Below are 20,678 nucleotides of genomic sequence, written 5' to 3'. Positions count from 1 at the left end.
TGATTAAGCGTCGTCGCCTTTCGCATTCTCGATAAAGTCCACTGCTTCGCCGACCTTTTGGATCTTCTCAGCGGCTTCGTCGGGAATGCTAATGTTGAATTCCTCTTCGAGTTCCATGACCAGTTCGACGGTGTCCAGTGAGTCGGCACCCAGGTCGTTAACGAAGGAAGTCTCGCGGCTGATTTTGTCTTTTTCGACACCTAACTGTTCAGCAACGATATCGACCACGCGTTCTTCGACGGTAGCCATAAGCAATCTCCAATGGTTTGATCTGCAAGGGGAAGTTCTTCAAGGGAACCAAACGCCCCTCGTGTATGGGGAGGAACGAGACGGTCAGGGTCAGAGCCCCGTGTCGCTTCGTTGATTCGCCGAAAAGATAGGGGAAACAAGCAAAAGGCGTCAATATGTCGGAATTCGGATGAGGGGCACTCAGCCGGTCATTCCGCCATCGATCACGATGGTTTGGCCAGAAATGTAGCCGGCGTCGGCACTGGCCAGAAACAGCACGGCGGCGGCAACGTCTTCGGGATTGCCGATTCGCTTGGCCGGAATCGCTTTTTTGACTTCGTCCAGAATTCCAGCGGGAATCGCGTCGGTCATGTCGCTGGCGATGAATCCGGGGGCGATCGCGTTGACGGTGACCCCGCGACTGACCAGTTCTTTGCTCATCGTGCGTGTCATGCCGATCATCCCCGCCTTGCTGGCCGAGTAGTTGGCTTGGCCGGGGTTTCCGATCAGCCCCGAGATGCTGGCCATGTTGATGATTCGTCCATATTTCTTTTTTCGCATGATGCCCGCAGCGGTGCGGCAGCAGACGAAACAGCTGGTCAGATTGGTCGCAATCACGCTGTCCCACTCATCGTCGCTCATCCCACGCATCAGTTTATCGCGAGTGATCCCGGCGTTATTTACCAGGATGTCCAAGCGGCCGTGCTGATCGGCAACGCCTTTGATCGCCGCTGCGGTCGCTTCCCGATCGGTCACGTCACAAGCGACGGCTACGCCCTTGCCTCCGGCCGCTTCGATCGCAGCCACGGTGTCGGCTAGTTTATCCGCGTTGCGGGCCATACAGGCGACGGTGGCACCGTTCATGCCCAAGGCAACTGCGACGGCTTTTCCCAAGCCCTGGGAGGCACCGGTGACAATCGCGACTTGACCGGACAGGTCGGTTTTTAAATTCAGTTGCATTGCGTCTTGTGGGGCAAAAATTAAATTGCAAAAAAGCGTGACAAGTTGATCGGTCGGTACGAGGAGGACGGCTTCTATTCGTCGCCGAATCCGTCGCTGGGGAATTTCCGCTCGATGCGTTTAAGCGTTCCCCGCAGCACCCGCCCGGTGCCGACTTCCAGGAATCCTTCGATGCCATCGGCGATCATTCGCCGCACCGAGGCTTCCCACAACACCGGCTGGGTGACCTGTTTGCTGAGCAGTTGTCGGATTTCATCGGCGGATTGGTGGGGCGCCGCGTCGACGTTGCTGTACACCGGAATCCGCGTGTCCTGGATCGGTATCTCTGCCAACGCCTGCTCCAGTGCCGCCACGGCCGGTTGCATCAGCACGGTGTGAAAGGCGCCGGCAACCGAAAGCGGAATCACTTTCATCGCCCCGGCTGCGGTGGCGGCCGGCGCCAGTCGCTGCAGTGCCGAACGGTGGCCGGAAACCGCAATATTGCCTGGGCACAGCAGATTCGCGCATCGCAGCACTTCGTCAGCCGTGCGTGTTTCATCACACAGCACGGTCAGTGGATCCAACTCCATACCGATCACGCTGGCCATGCCACTGTCGACGGCGTCTGCGGCGGCCTGCATGGCCTGGCCACGGCGCTGGACCAGTTTCAGTGCATCGCTGAATCCCAGTCCGCCGGCGAAACAGACCGCGGTGTATTCACCCAGACTAAGACCGGCGGCGGCCGTGATGTTTTTCAATCGCTCAGGGAATTCGCTTTGCAAAACCTGAGCGGCGGCCATGCCGACGGTGAACAATGCCGGTTGACTGAATTCGGTCGCGTCGAGCTGCTGGACCGGTCCGTTTTGGCACAATTCGGCCAAATCGTAACCGAGCACTTGGCTGGCGGAATCGAATAATTCCCGAGCAATCGGATAGGTATCACACAGCCACCGACCCATGCCGATTGACTGGGCACCCTGACCGGGGAATAGAATTCCGGCGGAATTTACGTCCATCATGGAAAGCCACTTCAAAGAAAAACCGCCGTGCTGGTATTGCCAGCGTCACGAGTGACGCGGCGTAGGCACGGCGGATTGGGCGTCAAAATCAAAGACCGAAACCGAACAGCCGACTACTCGTCGCGAGGTTCAACGACGGTACGGCCCATGTAGTAGCCGCATTTCGGACAGATCGTGTGCGTCGGGACGGAATTGCTGCACTGCGGGCAATAAGCGATCTGACGTTTCTTAACGTGATCGTGGCTGCGACGCTTTCCGGTTCGACTATTGCTGTGTTTTCGCTTGGGGACAGCCATGGCTGCTTGGGGGTGAGTATGGAGTCGTTTTTAAAACAAATTTGGCCCAGCATCGTAGAAACGCGGAGCCCTGTTCGTCAATCCACGATTGAGAAAAAGATCCGGTTGGTGAACTCTCCGTGACCGAATCACGGTTTTTCAGCCACAATCATCCCCAGACCGGCTTCGCTGGCCGCCAAATAGGTGAATTGGATCGATTGTAGACCGGCATCCTGGAACATCTGTTGTGACTGGCGGAGGTCGCGGACGCGGCCATCGCGGGTGGCCAGATGAATGGCTAAACGGCTGGTCGTCTCCGTCAGACCGGCCTTGCCCGGGCCGATATAAAAATCCGGTGCGACCAGGCGTCCGCCGGATTTGAGTGCGGCAACCGATTTGCCAATCAGCTCGACTGCCTGGGTGTCGCCATAGGACGACAGCAACTGTGCCAACACGACCAGGTCAAATTGGTTGCTGCCGACGGTTGCCAACAGCGGATCGCTTTCGATGGATTTGAATCGATCCCCCAACTCAATCGATTCAGCCAGCGTTTTCGCAGCGGCGAGTGCCGCCGCCTGGTCAACCCCGACCACCGTCGCCTGAGCGTCGCGGTGCGCCATCGCACAGCTCCAGACCGCTGATCCACAGCCGAGGTCTAAGATGTGCAAACCGGGCCCTGTCGCGTCGCCTCCGATATCCAAAATCTCAGCCGCCTGCATCGCCGCCGAGGTATGAATCCACTGCGTCGCCGCGAGTCGCTGTCGATAGTCGTTGTCGTCGATCGCGGCGTCGGAGTCGGAGTCGCCGCTGGTCTGCAACCGACCGCCCAGCGTTTCCCAGCGACTGTCGCCCAAGTCTTCGTCGTATTGGCACAGCAGGTGACCGGCCCGGGCGAGTGTGAAATCGTCGCCGTATTGTTCGACAAATCCGATCGACACCAGCCCGCCGAGCAACAGTCCCAACGTGGTTCTGTCCAGCGACAGCGATTCACACAGTTCGTCGAGAGTGTGCTGGCGTTCGCGCAATTTCTGCGTGATGCCGGATTGCCGGGCCGCACGCATCATGTGCGCCGCAGCGTTGGTTTCCATCCACTGTTGGTATTGGCCAATCGTGCGGTCACCGCTGGCCCTAACGGCTGCCGGTTGGGCTGCCGCCGGCTGGGAGGAGCCTGAATCCGGCGGGTCTTGCTGGGGAGACTGGTTCATCGGATCAGTCCGCCTGCAATGCGCGCTGGACTTTTTGACAACGATCCATTGTCGCTGCGAATTCGTCAAACGTTTGGGACTGGTATCCGTCGCTCATCGCGTTGGGCGGATCCGGATGGATTTCGATGATCAATCCGTCGGCCCCAGCGGCCACGGCGGCCACGGCCAAGTCTTTGACCATGTAGGTGTGTCCGGTGCCATGCGAGGGATCAATGATGATCGGCAGGTGGGTGCGGCGATGCAGGTACGGGATGCTGGCCAGTGGCAACGTGAAACGGGTGTGCGTTTCAAAGGTCCGGATGCCGCGCTCGCACAACATCACTTGATCGTTGCCTTCGTTGAGAATGTATTCGGCGGCCAGCAGGAATTCGTCCATCGTGCCCGATGCACCGCGTTTTAGCAGAACCGGTTTGCCACACTTTCCGACCGCTTCGAGCAACCGATAGTTTTGCATGTTCCGCGCGCCGACTTGCAGCACATCGGCGTATTTCGCGACCAAATCGACGTCATCGGTCCCCATGACTTCGGTGAACACGGCCAATCCGGTTTCCTCGCGGGCGGCCGCCAACAACTTCAATCCGTCCTCTTTCATCCCCTGGAAACTGTAGGGGCTGGTCCGTGGTTTAAAGGCCCCACCGCGCAGCCCGGTCGCCCCGGCGGCTTTGACAGCTCGCGCCGAACTCATCAATTGCTCTTCACTCTCGACACTACAGGGGCCGGCGACGTAACCGACGTGCCCCGATCCGGCGCGAAAGTCCAGAATCTCGATCAGGCTCGGTTCGGGACGGACCTCGCGGCTGGCCAATTTGTAGGGTGCTGAAATCGGTGTGACGGCCGAAACGCCGGGACAGCTTTCTAGCGAGTCTTTAAACGAGCCACGTTTTTCACCGATGGCGGCGATCACCGTTCGTTCGGTGCCAACAATGATGTTGGCTTTCAGACCCATTGCTTCGACTTTCGACGCGATCGTTTGGATCTGCTCGTCGGTCGCGTTTTGTTCCATCACCACGATCATGGAGATACCGGTGGAAAGAGTGTGAGGTAAGAGACAGTGTGTGAATCTGCAAAGTGTTGCAACTGACGACGGGAATTCCAACAGGGCACCCATCGATCAACATGAAATGGTTCGGCTCTCACAGAGCTGTTGATGACCCACAAATGGCAACCCGACGCGTCAGTTTTGAAGCCAGCGTATTCGCGTGAGGCATCGGTTTTTGGTAACCCGAAGCGTGAGCGAGGGATTTAGCGGGTGATCAAACAAAACTTGTGGGTCATCAACAGCTCACAGAGGCCCTTCGAACGCACGATTAGCGTGCGAATTGCAGAAACTGGTCGATATAGACCATTGGGGGCACGCCAAACCCGGTCGTAAACGCAGCGTCAAAGAGCTGGTCTTCGGTCAGCGCGCGAAGGGTTGTGTTGAGATATTTGCGGCGGCTGCGGTCAAGCATCGACATCGCCAGCGCGGTTCCCAATGAATCGGATTGTTCAGGGGTCACTTTATTTTCCAGAAAGTCCTTGGCGTTCTTCACCGAGGACGCCGCTTCGTACGCCAGGGTTCGCAGTTTTTCCTGTTCGCCGCGTCCTTTGGCGTTTTGCTGTAGCGCGGTGGCCGTCCCCAGGCCTTGGGCGAACCAGCGTGGAACGTCGGTTCCGCGTGTGGCCACCGCCAGACTGACCACCGGGGCCATCAACCGCGCCGAAATGGTTTCGGGGTCTTCACTCTCGGTGGCGACCGTTGCGATGTAGGCGTTAATGCCGTCGAATTGCCAGTGGGCCTGCCAGTCACTAGGCAGGCTCCGCTGTTCGACCATTTTGGAGAACTCGCTGTAGTCATATCGACGCGGCAGGACAAAGATCGTTGCTTGGCCATGGAAGTAATCTTCGGCTGCATCGTCGCCGGTCGATCGGGCTAGCGACTGGGCGATTTTCAAATGCTGTTCGGCGGCCTGGCCGACCATCGCCAAAGTTTCGTTGGATCCGCTACCGATGACACGAAAATGGGGCGTGCTCTCGGCGGTCGGCTGAGCGCCAGAATTGGCGAGCAGGAAATTTTTGTCCGCATTGGCGGCACGCTTGGCTGACATCTCGGCGCTGGTTGCCTTGGACGCCCAGGCGAGTTGGCTGATCACTCTAATCGGCTGGCGTTCGTTTGCATCGATCGTCGCCCCCTCGTCGATCCATTTGGAGATCAGCGCGATCGCATCATCCGGCAGTGCGGGGCGCCCGCCTGCGGGCATCTGGTCCCCGTCGGTCGCGGTGCCGCGTAGTTTCTTGACCAGCAAACTGGCTTCGCCCCGCCCCGGTGTGATGATCGCACCGCTGTCACCGCCACGCATCAATTGGCCGAACGTGTCCATCCGCAATCCGCCACGTACCTGCATGGCATCGATGTGACATCCGTTGCAGTTTTCGATCAACAGCGGTGCGATGTCCAATGCAAAGCTGACGGTTTCGTTGCCGGTCGCCTGGGTGATCACCGGGGGTTTCGCTTGCATATCGGGCGCCGCGGTAGGCGGGGCACCGATCGCGATCGACTGATTGGGGTCGGTGCCGTCAAACTTGGCGCCCTGGTTGATCCAATCCTTCAGCGTTTGCAACTCATCCGCGCTGACTTTGCCTCCACCGCGTGGCATGTCGCCGGTTTCGATGGTTTCGATCAACCGGCTGCCAATCACGTCGCCGGCAAACAAAACCACGCCTTCGGGCGGCCCCTTCATCAATGCCGCGTAGCTGGCCGAACTGAATCCGCCTCGGCTGGCCGTGACGTGACAGCGACCACATTTACTGTTCAAAATCGGCGCCACGGTCTTGGTGAAACTGATCAGCTGTGAATCCGGCGGCATGGGAGACGTCGAATCGGGTGCCGGGGCGTCGCTGCCGGGCGACGGATTCGCTGTCGGTTTCATGGCCGATGGGCGCTCCGGTCGCACAAACGGCGGCAATGAGACGCCTTCGAGTTCCAGCAACGCATGGGCTTTGGAAATTTTGTCCAGCTGACCGGCGATCGCGTCATACAACTCGGGGCTGCCCAGATCGACCGCCCGTTGAACCTGGTCGAGCGCCTTGCGGATCTCGGTCCCCGAGGCCTCGTATTTGCCGGCAAAATATTCTTTGCCGGCACGGTTCAGGGCGGCTCCGATGGTGGACACGATGTTTTTTTGACGGCGGTCCAGTTCGGCAGCTGCTGCGTCGCGCGGCGCTGCGATCTGCAAACCGCCGCAGCTGAGCATCGAAAACAATGTCAGAAGGACGAATCGTTGCATCTTTCTATCGTGTTTGTGAATCGAGAGCTGGAACCTGGCCAAACATTACCCATCATCGGGGGGCCTGTTTTCGAACGCCCCACCGCAGCCATCTGGTCCCAAAATTCTATTGCGAAGCGCCTGAATAGCCGTGAGGATGGCTTTGATGCCAGTTCCAGGCGGTTTCGACAATGCTTTTGACGTCGTTGTATCGCGTCTGCCAGCCCAGAATTTCTTTGGCCAAACTCGCGTCGGCGACCAATTCCGGCGGATCGCCTTCGCGTCGCGGTCCCATCACTTCCGGAATCGCGTGCCCGGTGACTTCGCGACAGGCCTGGATGATTTCCCGGACACTGGTGCCTTGGCCGGTACCCAAATTCACACAAATGCCACGTCCAGGCTGCAGTTTTTCCAGTGCCGCCAGGTGGGCGGCGCCCAAATCGTCGACGTGGATGTAATCGCGGACGCAGGTCCCGTCGGGCGTCGCATAATCGTCGCCGAACACCGTGATCGATTCGCGTTGGCCCAAGGCAACTTGCAAGACGATCGGAATCAAATGCGATTCCGGCGTGTGGTCTTCGCCAATGGTGCCGTCGGGATGGGCCCCCGCAGCGTTGAAATAACGCAGCGCCGCGTAGGCAAATCCGTAGGCCGCCGCGTAATCCGCTAGCGCCTGTTCAAAAACCAGTTTGGTGAATCCATACGGATTGATCGGCTGTTGCAACGTGGTTTCGGCGATCGGAATCTGGTCCGGTTCGCCATAGGTCGCGGTGGTGCTGCTGAAGACGATTTTTTTGACGTCAGCGGTTCGCATCGCGTCAAGCAGTTCAATCGCGGCGACCACATTGTTGCGATAGTACAACGCCGGGTCGTTGACGGATTCGTTGACCAATGCAAAGGCGGCAAAGTGCATCACCGCATCGATCTGTTTGTCCTTGAGCACCGAGACCAATTTCTCACGATCCGACAACTCGCCTTCGATCAAAAGTCCCGCTGGTACCGCCTGGCGATGACCACGTGAAAGGTTGTCATAAACGGTGACGTCGTGCCCAGCACCCAGTAGTAAGCGGACGGCATGAGATCCGATGTAGCCGGCGCCACCGACAACCAAAACGTTCATAGAATCACAACAGGGGAATTTAAAGGGGGAGGGTCAACCGGCGTCAGGATACACCATCAATCGCTAGATTGCGTCGGGTTCATCGGTTGCAAATGCTGGGGCCGAAACGGGGCGAACCAATCGGACACCAGACTGCGCAGTCGCTTGTTTCGAGAGCCCAGGATCACCAACAAGATCAAACCGATCGCCAGCAACGGTTTCCACCACCGCACCAGGCGATCCGTGTTGTCGACAGTGGTTGCTCCGTCGGGGTCCGCCGCGCCCGAGGCAAGTGCCGGATTGGCGATCACGTTGAGCGTCTGGGCCGGTAAATCGATGGTTTGTAATTGTTTCGCTTTGATGTCATACCAACTGAATCGCTCGGCCGGGATTTTGTATTGGCCGGGTTTCTCGCAGACATAGGTGATCACGTCCTGTCGCTCGCCTTTCATCGAACCGCGAGCGGTTTGATCGCGAAGCTGGTGTTTGACATAGATCCCGACCCCGTCGATGTCGTCTGGGCTGAATGGCGGAAATAACATTCCGGGAATGTCGGGGGCGGTGAAGGTGATCGTGCGTGTGAACGCCGAACCGGTTTTCACATCGTCGGTGCCCGGCTGGGGCTTCCAGGTCTCGTCCACCTTCACGTCTTCCCCGCTGAGGATTTGACCCAACTGGTCGGTGCCCGGTGGTCGTTTGACGGTGAACGGCAACGGCGTGGTTTTGAGCGCCGCATTGATCGCCTGTTTGTCCATCGGCATCGGTTTATAAGAAAATCGAACCGTCAGCGCCGGGACGGCCTGCTTGCCGTCACGCATCGGATAAACCCACAGTTCATGACGCTGAACCGTGTAGTCGACGTCATCAATCTTTTCGCTACTGACGCTCGGGTGTTCTGCCGGCGGCATCAGCAGCACGCCTTGCGGATCGGGTAAATCAAAGCTCGCCGCGCTGTCGAAATAGCCCGGCACGAGCACTTCGACAACCAACGCCAGTTTCTGACCAACCCATATCGTGTCTTTGCTCTGCAGACTGGCGCGGACTTTGGGACCGACTTGGTCGGCTTTTGAAGTGTCGGCTTTCGAAGTGCTTGTGTCTTGCGCCACGGCGCAGCTGCAGATCAATACACCCAGCAAGCAACATTGAATCCGAAGTCGATTCAGCGGTGTCCAAGCGAGACTCATTTGGAAACCTCTTTGTCCGAGGGCTGTGCTGAATGGGCGGCTTGATAAGCAAATTTGGCGCGTAAGAAATCGCCCGGGGTGGTTCGCACGCGGCGCAACCAAGACGCTCGCAGTTCTTCGTCCGACATTTCTTTGCCGTTCATGTCGTTCGGTTCGGAGGGTTTGTCTTGGCCCTTCAGGTCGTTCACCACACCATCGGGTTTGTAGGCATTGGCCGATTCTTCCGCTCGGTGCTCGCCGGCGTCGTCCAATCGCTTTTTCCGGGCGACCGCCAACGCCATGTTGTCTTCGGCTAATTTCCAGCGCGGATGGAACCCCAATGCCCGATTGTAGCTCTCGATCGCGGCATCGTATTTACCGTTCATCAACCACGCGTTGCCTTGGTTGAACGCGCCATTGGCACCCGGGACCCGCGCGAACGTCTTGGCAGCTTTCTCGAAATCACCGTTGCGGTACTGTGCCGTTCCAATCCGCCACGGGTCCGCGTAGACCTGCGCCGCTTTGTCGTACTGTTTTTCTGACAACAGAATGTCGCCACTGCGGTCGGAGGAACGCCAGAATTGTGGATTCCGTATGGTGCCGATCGCCAAAACCAGCAGGAACAACAGTCCGGCCGCAACCGCTACCAAGCGACCACGGCGTTTGCTCGACGCCGTTTCAGCATTTGCTGGGTGATGTCTGTTCATGCGGATCCTCTGGCAGAGTTTGAGACCATCCAACCCCGGCGGAAAAACGGCAGCAACAGCACCGCCAGCAGAGGCGTCAGCCAATAGCCGCTTTCAGCCCAACGACTGTCGCTGTCACCGCCACTGACATTGGCAAATTTTGCCTCGGTGGCCAACTGTTGCACATCGGAATCGTCTGCGGTCAGCGCGACGACATCAGCGTCAGCGGATCGAGAGAGACGATCGATCGTGTCACGTTCGCCGCCCGGTAGCAGCGGCGGCAGCAACCGCAGTTCGGTGGCCGAATCTTGACGCCAACTGGCCAGCGCGTCGGCTTGGTCGTTGGCGATACTATCGGTGACCCACAAGATCGATCCACCGCCGGCGTCGGAAAGTGTCTGGTCGGCTAACTTCAGCGCAGCGGCCGCCACGTCGCCATCGCTCGGCATGATTTTGGGGTCCAGTGACTGCGCGAACGAATCAATGATGCCGGCATCGGTCGTGGCTGGCATCACGACGTGCGCAGTGCCGGCATAAGCGATCAATGATGTTTTTGCATTGCCACGACTTTTCAATAGGTCATGGATCTTTTGCGTCGCTCGTTCCAATCGACTCGGTTGCACGTCTTCGGTCATCATGGACGGCGACACTTTCATCACGATCGCCAGTGCTGCGGTGTCGTTGGCAAACGGGGCGGGTTCGCGTTTCCATGTCGGGCCGGCGATCGCCAGGATCGCAACCAGCCAGGCCAATGCGACCCCGGTCAGTGGTCCGAATCGAGATCGATGGTCTTTGCCGCTCAGCAAATGTGGTAGCAGGTTCGCAGCGATGATGTTTTGCCACGGCTTGGCGGCATCGGTTTGTCGTCGCAGTCCCCACCACAACAACGCCGCCGGAATCAATGCCAGCAGCCACAGCGGACGGATAAAGTGAAATGGAATCGTTGCCGCGGCGATCAATCCGATCGGAGCGATCGATGCCAGCGGTGCGGGAGCGTCCTGGGTCGCCGGCGGAGCCACGTTGGATCGGCTGACCTGGTGACGCAGCCACTGGATCGAAAGCTGCAGCAATGAAACCAGCAATGCCGCCAACAGCGCCCACCAGTAAACATCGCGGCGAGGGCGGTGCGAAACGGTTTGCACCTTGTGGGATTCCAGTTTGTCCAGTTGCGAATAGATTCCCGCAAGCTGTTTGCCGTCGTTGGCGTGGGCGTACAACCCGCCGGTGGAGGACGCGACCTGTTTGAGTGTGGTTTCATCCAGTTTGTCTTCACCGGCGGCCTGCGGATCGCCGACAGCAACCGTGTGGATCACGATGCCTTTGTCTTTGGCGATCTCCGCCGCCTTGGCCGGCGGAACTTGGCTGGCGGTGTCGTTGCCGTCGGTCAACGCGATCAGAACGCGCTCCTTCACCGTGCTGCGGTCGAACTGGTTGATCGCCAACCCCAGCGCGTCACCGAATGCGGTTTGTGGTCCCGCCATTTTGACCTGGGCCTCGTCAAGCAACTGGCGACAGACCTTTAGATCTTCGGTGAACGGTGCCTGCACAAAAGCCGCACTGCCAAAGAAAATCAATCCGACGCGATCGCCTTTGCGTTTCGCCAAGAAATCATCCAGCACTTGCTTGACCGCGGTCAAGCGGTCAACGGTTTTACCTTGCGCATCTTTGAAATCCTTGGTCGCCATCGAACCGGACAGGTCGACCGCCAACAACATGTCACGCACCGGGATCTCTTTGCTGATCGGCGGTTCGATAATTTGCGGCCGCGCCATTGCCAGCACGACGCATCCCCAGCAGATCGCCAATGCCAACCAACGCCACCAGGTGCCACGGGCGATCACCGCGCCGGTGGCGGGATCCTGGCCGCTGTGACGCGACAGACGTGCCAAGAACGGGACCACCAATCCCTGGCGGGTCTCGCGGTGCGCAGGCATCAACCACCACACCAGCAGCGGTGCCGGCAGCAGCCATAACAATAATGGATGGGCGAGCGTTAGCATGACGATGTCATCGCTTCCGTCGGTGGCAATGTCCGCGCGGTCGTTTCACTCTCTGTTTGATGGGTGTCGATCCAACGGCGAATCATTTCAGTCAATTCATGCAGTTGATCTGTCGTCAGATCGTTCGCGGTCTGGGGTCGGTAGACGGCATCCTCCAAACGGGCACCGGCTCCACCGACAAAACTTGTGCCGCGACCGGTTTGATCCAAAAACTCGAACCATTGTCGCCCGGTCAATGTGGCGACCCGATCACGGGGGAAGGCGGTCACGGCGGTTCGCTTTAGCAGCTCGGCAAGCGTCAGCAACGATGCGGCGCGGCGGTCCGTTGATTGATCGGACTTGGCCAACAGCGACACTTGCTCGGACAGCACCGCCAGTGCCTCGCGACGATAGCGATTTTGCTGCCAGTGAATCAGCCACCGCAGCAGCAATGCCAACAGAGCAACCAGGGTGAACCCCAACACCCAGTACCAACCCGGTGCCGGCGGCCACCAGGGAACGGGAGCGGGAACGATGATGTCATGCAACTTGTCTAAACTTGTTGCGTCCGTTTTCATCGGATTCGTGCTCCCAACTGACGGCGGATCTGTTGGCTCACGTCCTCGGCGGTGCTCAATGGAATGACGGGCGTTTCACGCTGCAACAAGAACTTGCGCCCGGCGGCACGCTGGGCGGCAAAATCGGCTTGAAAACCATCGTGCAGATCGCGGCTGTTCGTATTCACTTCCAACTGCTGCTGTCCATCGCCGAACACCAACGTGCCAGCGCTGGGCAATTGTGCTTCCAAAGGATCGTGTACGAACGCGAACAATACGTCATTGTGCTGGGCGATTCGCGTTAGTAAGTGTCGTGTTTCTTCGTTCTGGCCCGATCCATCGCTAATGATACAAACCAGGCAATCGTGTTTGGTCAGTCGGTCGGCACGACGCAGCACCTCATTGAACATTTCCGGATTGGCACGCGCATCGGAGTCCACCGAAAGTGCATGATTCTGCTGAATGATGTGATGAAAGATTTGCAGCACCGTGGACTCGCTGCGTCGCGGCCGAATTTCCTCGATGGTGGAATCATTGAACACCAACGCCCCGACACGGTCCTTTTGCGCCAACACGCGCCAGGCGCCCAGCGCTGCGGCTTGGGCGGCGGTCACGGATTTCATGTTTTTGACACTGCCAAAGAACATGCTGATCCGTTGATCGACCAACAACAACGTGGTCCGTTCACGTTCTTCGGTGTAAACACGACTGTGCGTCTTGCGGGTCCGCGCCGTCACCTTCCAATCGATTTGTCGGATGTCATCCCCCACCTGGTAGCGCCGAATTTCCTCAAAATCCAATCCACGACCACGCAACCGCGAGGCATGTTGGCCGGCCAGAACAGAATGCAGCGGCTGTCGCGGCAGAAAACTGAACCCGCGAGCGTGTGCACGCAAACGAATCAGATCACTCAACTGGGCGTAAACACCGGGAGCGGCAGAAGCAATTGCCGGATCGTCAGGCTTCATGATCGCTGCTTCTATAAGGGGGCGTTAGGAGCGAGGAGTGCGACGCGTGAGCGAGTGAATCACTCGTGTCCGTTGCTCGCGCTACTGGAAATTGCGGTGTCGAGTGTGGCATTGGTTTTTTGGTAACCCGAAGCGTCAGCGAGGGACCCCATTAACACCTTAAATCCCTCGCTCACGCTTCGGGTTACCATAAAGCGGCTGGCTTCAAAACTCTCGCACTGGGTGATTCAATTGCCAATTCGCTTGCTGGCAGGGGCAGACTTAATTAAGGCACGGCGACTTGTTTAATGATTTCGTCCAGGACAACGTCTTTGGTAATGCCGTCCGCTTCGGCCTCGTAGGTCAACATCAACCGATGCCGCAGACAGGAGTGCACGACGGCTTTGACATCGTCCGGCGTGGCTGTGTCGCGACCGGCCAGCCAAGCGTTTGCCCGGGCACCACGGTCCAGTGCGAGTGTACCACGTGGGCTGGCGCCGACCCGAATCCACTGCGACAACTGTGATTGCGGATAGTCGGCTGGGCGGCGGGTGGCTGCGACGAGTGCCACGATGTAACGCTCGAGCGCGTCGGCGACTTGAACACCGAGCACCTGCTGACGCGCTTCGAACACCGTTTGTTCAGGGATCTTGTTGTCATCGTGCGGCGTCCCGCCGGCGTCTTCGGAACGGACCAACTGCAGGATTTTTTGTTCGTCTTGATCGCTGGAGTAATCAACAAAGACGTGTAATAAAAAACGATCCATCTGCGCCTCGGGCAACGGATAGGTGCCCTCTTGTTCGATCGGGTTTTGGGTGGCCAAAACAAGAAACAATTGTGGCAGCGCGTGCGTTTTGCCGGCGACGGTGACCTGCCGTTCCTCCATCGCTTCCAATAGCGCGGATTGAGCTTTGGCCGGGGCGCGGTTGATTTCATCGGCTAGCACCAGGTTGCCGAAGATCGGACCGGGTTGGAATTCAAACGTCCCGCCACCCGCTTCGCCGGTGTAGATTTCTGTCCCGGTGATGTCGCTCGGCAGCAGATCGGGTGTGAACTGAATGCGGCGGAACTCGCTTTGCAAATGTTGCGCAAGCGTCTTGATGGTTCGCGTCTTGGCCAGTCCCGGCAGACCTTCGAGCAACACGTGACCATTGGCCAAGAGTGCGATCAACAGTTGATCAATGACATCTTCTTGGCCGATCACGGCCGCAGCGATGCGCTGCTTGAGATCAAGGATTTGTTCGTGGATGGTCATAATGATTTTGTTCCTGTTCCCTGGACGAACCAACGGTAGTAAGGATTCCGGGGGTCCTTCTCAAGCAGCCACGTAATGGTTTGGTTCCATCGTAGTCGATCGCCGTGATAGGCGTAAATCCCCGCCTCGTAGAAGGCCAACAGCCTGTCTCGCTCCTCGGCAATGGCGATTTGCAGTTCCGGATCTGGGACGCTCAGCGGGGGTGGTGTGTAAAGTTCGTTCAATGCCTGCAGCGTTGGAATGAATTGGCCCGGCATCACCCAGTCGCCGTATTCGATCCGTGGTCGATCATCGGTGGTGGGCAGCGCATCGGCGGCATAGCGTTCCAATCCCGCCCGGTCGGTCACCCAAGTTGCCAGCAGTGCGGCCGGTGATGCGATCCCGACTTCACCCAGCGTTTCAGCGACTTCTGGTTGATTAAATCGCTCGGCAATCGTGTCCGCGTCGATTTCGATCGGGTCCAGCGAGCCGACCAACAGCATCTCGTGCAACTCGGTCGTCCACAGGTTGGCATGCGGAAAGACATCTAGAAAGCTGCGAACCAATGACCGGGTGTCCAGATCGGTCTGGGTGGGCAACGGCAACCACTGGGCGACCAAGCCGCTGGGGTTCAATCGTTTCGCGCTTAGCTGGTAAAAATCTCGCGAGTACAAATTGACCACGCCAGCGGCAGACGGCGGTGGCGGTTCCAATGTGATCAGGTCGTAGCGATCATCGCTTCGGAGCAATTCGCGACGGCCGTCACGCAATCGAATCTCGACGCGTGGGTCAGTGGTCACGTTGTAGTTGCCTTCGAACCGTGACGCACCCTCGATCACCGCCGGTAACAGTTCGGCGCAAACGCGATGCTTCAGTCCCGGGTACCGTAGCAGGCTGCCGGTGGTGATGCCGGTGCCCAGACCGATCACCAACGCATCGCGTGGCTGACCGCGGTGAATCATCAGCGGCAGCAGTGCCTGCAGACGCATGTAGCGCAGCGACGTCATTGAATCGCCGGAATTGGAAACGCCCTGAATGTACAATCGGCGAAAGCGATTGACTCCTGATTTCTGTTGGATGATGGCCACGGTTCCGCTAGCGCTTGATTCACAAAACACCAGTTCGCCGTTGCGTGCTGTTGCAAGTAATTGTGCCAGGTGATCGGCACGCAACGTGATGCCCAACAGAATCACCAATCCACCGGCCACGTACGTCGCCCAGCGCATCCACCGGGTCGTCGAAGCCCCCTTGGTCACCGCGGCGATTCCCACCATCGCGGCAACCGCCGAGATCAACGCCAAGCTACGCTCCAGACCCAGCGAAGGCACCAGCACAAATCCCGTCAGTGCGGTGCCGACAATTCCACCGACGGTGTTGAACGCCAGCACCAGACCGGTGTCTCGCCCGGCGCTTTCTGCTTTGACTGTCAAACGCAAAATCGCCGGAAACGCGGCCCCCAACAGAAACGTGGGAACCAGTACGATCCAGCCCGCGGCAGTGGCAAACCGCGATGCCATCGACAGCGATTCCGATTGTGTCGCGTTGAATACCCAAGTGGCGACTTGAATCTGCAGGGACGACAGCCAATCCCCCGTGAATATCATTCCCAATAGAGCGGCCAGGCCGACGCCAACGATCAACAATCCGAATTCGCCCCAAGGATCGCTGGGGCGACGACCGCGGCGGGCAAACCACGCGCTGCCCAGCACCAAACCGAACAGATAGGTTGCCAACACGACGGCAAAGGCAAAGCTGCGGGTGCTGGTCCACTGCACGATCGACTGCGACCAAATCACTTCATAACCCAGTGCCAAACCGCCGACCAGAAAATACAGCGCCAATGCAAATCCATTGCGGTCGACGTCAGCAGTCGGCTGGACGATCGATTCTCGCGACTGACTGGCATCGCTACGGCGGGCGATGGCGAACGCCACAACCGCCACCAGTACATTGATGGCAGCCGCTGTGAATCCCGCTCCGCGAACGCCGAACAGCGGGATCAACCCAAACGGAGCCAGCAAGGCGCCCCCGATCGCTCCGCAAGTGTTCGCTGCGTACAAACGACCGCCGGTGCCTGCTACACGCTGGTCATCGGGGGCCAGCACTCGCATGATGATCGGTACCGTCCCGCCCATCAGCACCGCAGGCAAACCGACCAGCACGAACGGCAGTGCCCAGGCGATGAAACCGAAGTGGGTTTCCAGCCACACAAACCACGGTGCGGCGTGGCTAAGTAGCAAGGTAGTCGCGATGCCGAACACGGCGATCCCGATTTCGACCAGTGCATACAAACGCAGTGGACGCATCAACCGATCGGCACGTCGGCCGAAGTAATAGCTGCCGATGGCCAGTCCGGCAAAGAATGCGCTGACCGCGGTTGTCACCGCATGAACATCAACGCCAACCACCAGCGAAAGTTGTTTGACCCAAACGACCTGGTACACCAACGATGCGCAGCCCGATGCCAACAGTAGCGGTAGCGCCCACAGGTTTGCAGGTTCGGTCGCAGCACGCTCCTGCGTCGACACAGGTTGCTCGATCTTGCTGCGTGTTGATTCTGGAGCGCGCCGGGTGCGGACACCGGGCGCGCTCGATCGCTTGGTCTTTGACCGTCGGGTCATTCTGCGGTCTTACTATTCAAGTCCGCGTTTCTTGAACGACTCGTCGATCTTTTCGTCGACCTTCTCGCGGATCTGGTCGATTCCAAAACTCGCGGGTCGCTGGCTCGGTGGATAATCGACGAAGGTCTGCAGGAACGCGGCGGCTTTGGTGACACCTTCGGCGGTCAAGTAGACGTTTTCAGTCCGCCATTGGTCGTAACCGCTGCCGGAAATTTCGGCGTGCTCGTAGGGGTCCATTCGCAGATTAAACATTTTCGGCAGACGCAACGAGGTAAAGGGATTGGCCCAAATGTCGAGCTGCCCTTGTTGACGCTGCTCCTGGAAAATCAGCTTCCAGTCTCCAAAACGCATGGCGACCAAGTCGCCATCATCATTGAAGTAGTAAAACTCGTTGCGGGCACTCTTGTCCGACTTGCCTGTGATGTAATCCAGTTGGTTGTATCCGTCCAAGTGATTTTTGAACGTGGTTTGGCTTCCCTCGGGTTGCCACCCTTTCAACAGACGGTCTTTGACCGTGGTGTCACCGGCGGCGGCCAACAGAGTTGGGAACCAGTCCAAGCCGGAAACAATTCCGTTTCCGACTCTGCCCGCGGAAATTTTCCCAGGCCAACGGACCATCGCTGGGACTCGAAATGCACCTTCGTAGCAGGTGTCTTTTTCCGATCGGAAGGGCGTCGTGGCAGCGTCGGGCCAAGTGAACAGGTTGGGACCGTTGTCCGTGCTGTAAATCACAATCGTGTCCTTGTCGATGCCAAGGTCCTCGAGTTGCTTCAGCAGCTTGCCAACGTTCAGATCCATTTCGATCATGCCGTCGGCATACTCGTTGCCTTGCATTCCGCTTTGACCGCGCATCGATTCACGCACGTGCGTGAAGATGTGCATGCGGGTGAAATTCATCCACACGAAAAATGGCTTTTCAGCTTTGGTTTGTCGTTCGATGAAATCCATGCAGGCGCTGGTGGTTTCGTCATCGATCGTTTCCATCCGCTTGCGGTTCAGCGGACCGGTGTCGGTGATTTTTCCATCAGCCGAACTCTTGATGACGCCACGAGGATTGTAGGCCTTCAGAAACTCGGGGTTGTTCTTTGGCCAGTAGGGACGCTCGGGCTCTTCTTCGGCATTGAGGTGGTATAGGTTGCCAAAGAATTCATCAAAGCCGTGGTTCGTCGGCAGATACTCATCGCGGTCACCGAGGTGGTTCTTGCCGAATTGACCGGTCGCATAGCCGAGCGACTTCAGCGCTTGGGCGATCGTGATGTCACCTTTTTGCAAGCCAACCGGTGCGCCGGGCATACCCACTTTTGACAAACCGGTGCGCAGGCAACTCTGACCGGTGATGAACGTCGAACGTCCTGCCGTGCAACTGTTCTCTGCATAATAATCAGTGAAGATCATGCCTTCGTTTGCAATCCGATCGATGTTCGGAGTGTCGTAGCCAGGCAGTCCACGGGTGTACGTGCTGATGTTTGATTGGCCGACGTCGTCGCCAAAGATCACCAAAATATTTGGCTTCTTCGCCTTGGACGCATCGTCCGATTTGTCTTGCGCCGACACGCCGGTCGCGCAAAAGCTGCTGCACACGATCGCCAGAGCAAGAGCACAGGTGCCCCGCCAGCCACCGAGTCGTCTTGAACGTCTCATGATCAACTCAACTCACTGTTGTTTGGTCCGCGATGGTTCCGAAAATTCGCATGCGTCGGCGGACTGGACAAACGCAGCAAATAGAAGAGTAGGCAAGTGACCCCTGTCGCCCGGCCAACGGCCACAAATAGGACGATTCGTCAACGATCCGGTCCTGTACCCAGATTCTAGATCATCGAAACGAACCAAGGGCAAGCCGGCTGCGGCTGGGGAATGCAATGCAATGAGAAACGCGATTTATGCTAGTAGAAACGTGGGGTAGCAACAACCAATTGAGACCTCCCGTCAACTGGATTGCACCGGGGGAGGTGCACAGAGTCTCACCAGGTGGTTTGCTGTCGGTGACCGCAGACGCCCAACGCTCAGAATCGTTGCGACCGTTAACGTGAGTCCCAAAAACGACGCCCTGGTCGATGAAATCACGATGGTCCGCCAAGTGTATCCATCGGCGATGCCGACGAAACGAAGACGGATCGCTGCGGGTCACCCAGCGGACGCGGCAATTCGCAACGCGTTGTGAAGTTTTCGCTTAGAGCGATTCACTCTCCCGCCCCGCGGCCTGTTGGTTTAATCTTCGAAGGTAAAATTTGCGTGGGAAGGGTAACCCGACGCGTCAGCGAGGGATCCCGTCAACCGGCTAAATCCCTCGCTGACGCGTCGGGTTGCGATAAACTCGAATCTTCAAAACGCTCGGCGGCAGCGGAACGTCGTTAATACCTGTCGTGACAACACTTCAAACCGGACTTTCTGATTCGTGGCAAAACGACGTACCAAACTGCAGATGATGCAACAGGCTGACCCGGTGGCCAAACCATCGCAGTCGGTGGATTCGATCCGTGAAGAATTCTTGAATTATTTGCGTGGTGAATGTCATCTGGCGGACAACACGATCGTTGCCTACGGACGTGATTTGACCCATTTCTTTGAATGGCTGGGAACGCGTGGCTTGGATGCGCTTCGTGTCGGCGATTTGACGGAGTTCATGGGGACGCTGCACGATTCAGGTCTAGCCCCGGCATCGATCGCACGGGGGATTGTTGCCGTCCGCACGTTCTTTAAGTACCTGCAACTCGAAGGCACCGTCGTCGACAACCCGGCCGAGTTGCTGGCGGCGCAAAAGATGTGGCAGCGGATGCCGGGGGTTTTGTCGCAACGCCAAGTCGACGAGTTCTTGGCGGCGCCCCGGAAAACCGATTCGTTCTGGCAGCGCGATGTGGCGATGCTGGAGGTGCTGTATGCAACCGGCTGTCGTGCCAGCGAAGTGTGTACGTTGCGGATTCGAAATCTGTCGCTGGACCAGAAGTTTCTCAAATGCACGGGCAAAGGCGGCAAACAACGAATGGTGCCGATCGGTTCTCAAGCCATCGCGGCGATCGATCGCTACGTGTCGGAGCTGCGCGGCGAATTGGCAGCCAAAGTCACGCATGCCCCCGAGGAACTGTTTCTTTCCCGCAGCGGTCGGGCGCTCGATCGCATCCAACTGTGGCGACTAGTCAAACACTACGCGAAACGCGCAGGCATCGATTCCAAAATCAGCCCGCACTCACTGCGTCACAGTTTTGCCACCCACCTGTTGGCCGGCGGCGCGGACCTGCGCCAAGTCCAAGAGATGCTCGGCCACGCCAGCATTCAAACCACACAGATTTATACCCACGTCGAACATTCCCGGCTCAAACGCGTCCACCAACAGTACCATCCCCGCGCGTAACCGACAGCGCAGCAGTTTGTGCGAACCTGCCTTTTCTATCCCTCACTTAACACGTGAGTTTTGAAGCTGCGCTTTCGCGTGGGGCTTTGGTTTTTGGTAACCCGACGCGTGAGTTTTGAAGTTGCGCTAAAC

At 58.1% G+C, this 20,678-nt stretch carries 18 protein-coding genes; 2 read left to right on the top strand and 16 right to left on the bottom strand.

What is annotated here, in order from left to right; all coding sequences use genetic code 11:
* Positions 1-3 precede the first annotated feature (3 nt).
* The 16 genes from NHH03_RS03445 to NHH03_RS03370 all read right to left on the bottom strand — a co-directional run bounded on the left by NHH03_RS03445 (position 4) and on the right by NHH03_RS03370 (position 18,838).
* Positions 4-249 carry an acyl carrier protein gene (locus tag NHH03_RS03445; RefSeq protein WP_150076235.1) on the bottom strand — a complete coding sequence of 82 codons (246 nt, stop codon included), beginning with the start codon at positions 247-249 and terminating at the stop codon, positions 4-6.
* 180 nt (positions 250-429) lie between these two features.
* On the bottom strand, positions 430-1,188 hold the full coding sequence (gene fabG / locus NHH03_RS03440) for a 3-oxoacyl-[acyl-carrier-protein] reductase (RefSeq protein WP_253154346.1): 759 nt from the start codon (positions 1,186-1,188) through the stop codon (positions 430-432).
* 74 nt (positions 1,189-1,262) lie between these two features.
* Complete coding sequence (gene fabD, locus NHH03_RS03435; protein ID WP_253154345.1) at positions 1,263-2,186, bottom strand: ACP S-malonyltransferase; 924 nt, start codon at positions 2,184-2,186, stop codon at positions 1,263-1,265.
* 113 nt (positions 2,187-2,299) lie between these two features.
* On the bottom strand, positions 2,300-2,482 hold the full coding sequence (rpmF, locus tag NHH03_RS03430) for a 50S ribosomal protein L32 (RefSeq protein WP_253154344.1): 183 nt from the start codon (positions 2,480-2,482) through the stop codon (positions 2,300-2,302).
* Positions 2,483-2,610: 128 nt separating this feature from the next.
* Entirely contained in the window at positions 2,611-3,666 is a 1,056-nt protein-coding gene (locus NHH03_RS03425; RefSeq protein ID WP_253154343.1) for a class I SAM-dependent methyltransferase, read from the bottom strand.
* A gap of 4 nt (positions 3,667-3,670) precedes the next feature.
* Positions 3,671-4,669: a 3-deoxy-7-phosphoheptulonate synthase gene (aroF, locus tag NHH03_RS03420; protein WP_253154342.1), complete on the bottom strand. Its 999-nt coding sequence runs from the start codon at positions 4,667-4,669 to the stop codon at positions 3,671-3,673.
* A 304-nt stretch (positions 4,670-4,973) separates the two neighbouring features.
* Positions 4,974-6,932: a c-type cytochrome domain-containing protein gene (locus tag NHH03_RS03415; RefSeq protein ID WP_253154341.1), complete on the bottom strand. Its 1,959-nt coding sequence runs from the start codon at positions 6,930-6,932 to the stop codon at positions 4,974-4,976.
* Positions 6,933-7,038: 106 nt separating this feature from the next.
* A complete protein-coding gene (gene galE, locus NHH03_RS03410; protein ID WP_253154340.1) occupies positions 7,039-8,031 on the bottom strand; it encodes a UDP-glucose 4-epimerase GalE in 993 nt (330 codons plus the stop codon).
* A gap of 56 nt (positions 8,032-8,087) precedes the next feature.
* Positions 8,088-9,194, bottom strand: coding sequence for a BatD family protein (locus NHH03_RS03405; RefSeq protein ID WP_253154339.1), 1,107 nt, complete (start codon positions 9,192-9,194; stop codon positions 8,088-8,090).
* The gene (locus NHH03_RS03400) at positions 9,191-9,880 is read right to left on the bottom strand and encodes a tetratricopeptide repeat protein (protein ID WP_253154338.1); all 690 of its coding nucleotides are present in this window, start codon (positions 9,878-9,880) and stop codon (positions 9,191-9,193) included. The genes NHH03_RS03405 and NHH03_RS03400 overlap by 4 nt, the downstream gene beginning before the upstream one ends.
* The gene (locus NHH03_RS03395; protein ID WP_253154337.1) at positions 9,877-11,859 is read right to left on the bottom strand and encodes a VWA domain-containing protein; all 1,983 of its coding nucleotides are present in this window, start codon (positions 11,857-11,859) and stop codon (positions 9,877-9,879) included. Before NHH03_RS03395 ends, NHH03_RS03400 begins: the two co-directional genes overlap by 4 nt.
* Positions 11,853-12,416, bottom strand: coding sequence for a DUF4381 domain-containing protein (locus tag NHH03_RS03390; RefSeq protein WP_253154336.1), 564 nt, complete (start codon positions 12,414-12,416; stop codon positions 11,853-11,855). The genes NHH03_RS03395 and NHH03_RS03390 overlap by 7 nt, the downstream gene beginning before the upstream one ends.
* Positions 12,413-13,363 (bottom strand): DUF58 domain-containing protein, encoded by a 951-nt coding sequence (locus tag NHH03_RS03385; protein WP_253154335.1) that lies wholly within the window; start codon positions 13,361-13,363, stop codon positions 12,413-12,415. Before NHH03_RS03385 ends, NHH03_RS03390 begins: the two co-directional genes overlap by 4 nt.
* Positions 13,364-13,628: 265 nt before the next feature.
* On the bottom strand, positions 13,629-14,597 hold the full coding sequence (locus tag NHH03_RS03380; protein WP_253154334.1) for an AAA family ATPase: 969 nt from the start codon (positions 14,595-14,597) through the stop codon (positions 13,629-13,631).
* Complete coding sequence (locus NHH03_RS03375) at positions 14,594-17,104, bottom strand: fused MFS/spermidine synthase (protein WP_253154333.1); 2,511 nt, start codon at positions 17,102-17,104, stop codon at positions 14,594-14,596. The genes NHH03_RS03380 and NHH03_RS03375 overlap by 4 nt, the downstream gene beginning before the upstream one ends.
* A 105-nt stretch (positions 17,105-17,209) precedes the next feature.
* Complete coding sequence (locus NHH03_RS03370; RefSeq protein ID WP_253154332.1) at positions 17,210-18,838, bottom strand: arylsulfatase; 1,629 nt, start codon at positions 18,836-18,838, stop codon at positions 17,210-17,212.
* 385 nt (positions 18,839-19,223) lie between these two features.
* Between NHH03_RS03370 and NHH03_RS27820 the strand changes: the two genes are divergently transcribed.
* Both NHH03_RS27820 and xerD read left to right on the top strand, forming a co-directional pair.
* The gene (locus NHH03_RS27820; protein ID WP_261364064.1) at positions 19,224-19,358 is read left to right on the top strand and encodes a hypothetical protein; all 135 of its coding nucleotides are present in this window, start codon (positions 19,224-19,226) and stop codon (positions 19,356-19,358) included.
* A 234-nt stretch (positions 19,359-19,592) separates the two neighbouring features.
* Positions 19,593-20,546: a site-specific tyrosine recombinase XerD gene (gene xerD / locus NHH03_RS03365; RefSeq protein ID WP_253154331.1), complete on the top strand. Its 954-nt coding sequence runs from the start codon at positions 19,593-19,595 to the stop codon at positions 20,544-20,546.
* Positions 20,547-20,678 lie beyond the last annotated feature (132 nt).

This window comes from Stieleria tagensis (assembly GCF_024129865.1).
Classification (GTDB): Bacteria; Planctomycetota; Planctomycetia; order Pirellulales; family Pirellulaceae; genus Stieleria; species Stieleria tagensis.
This window is presented reverse-complemented; position numbering and strand designations above follow the sequence as displayed.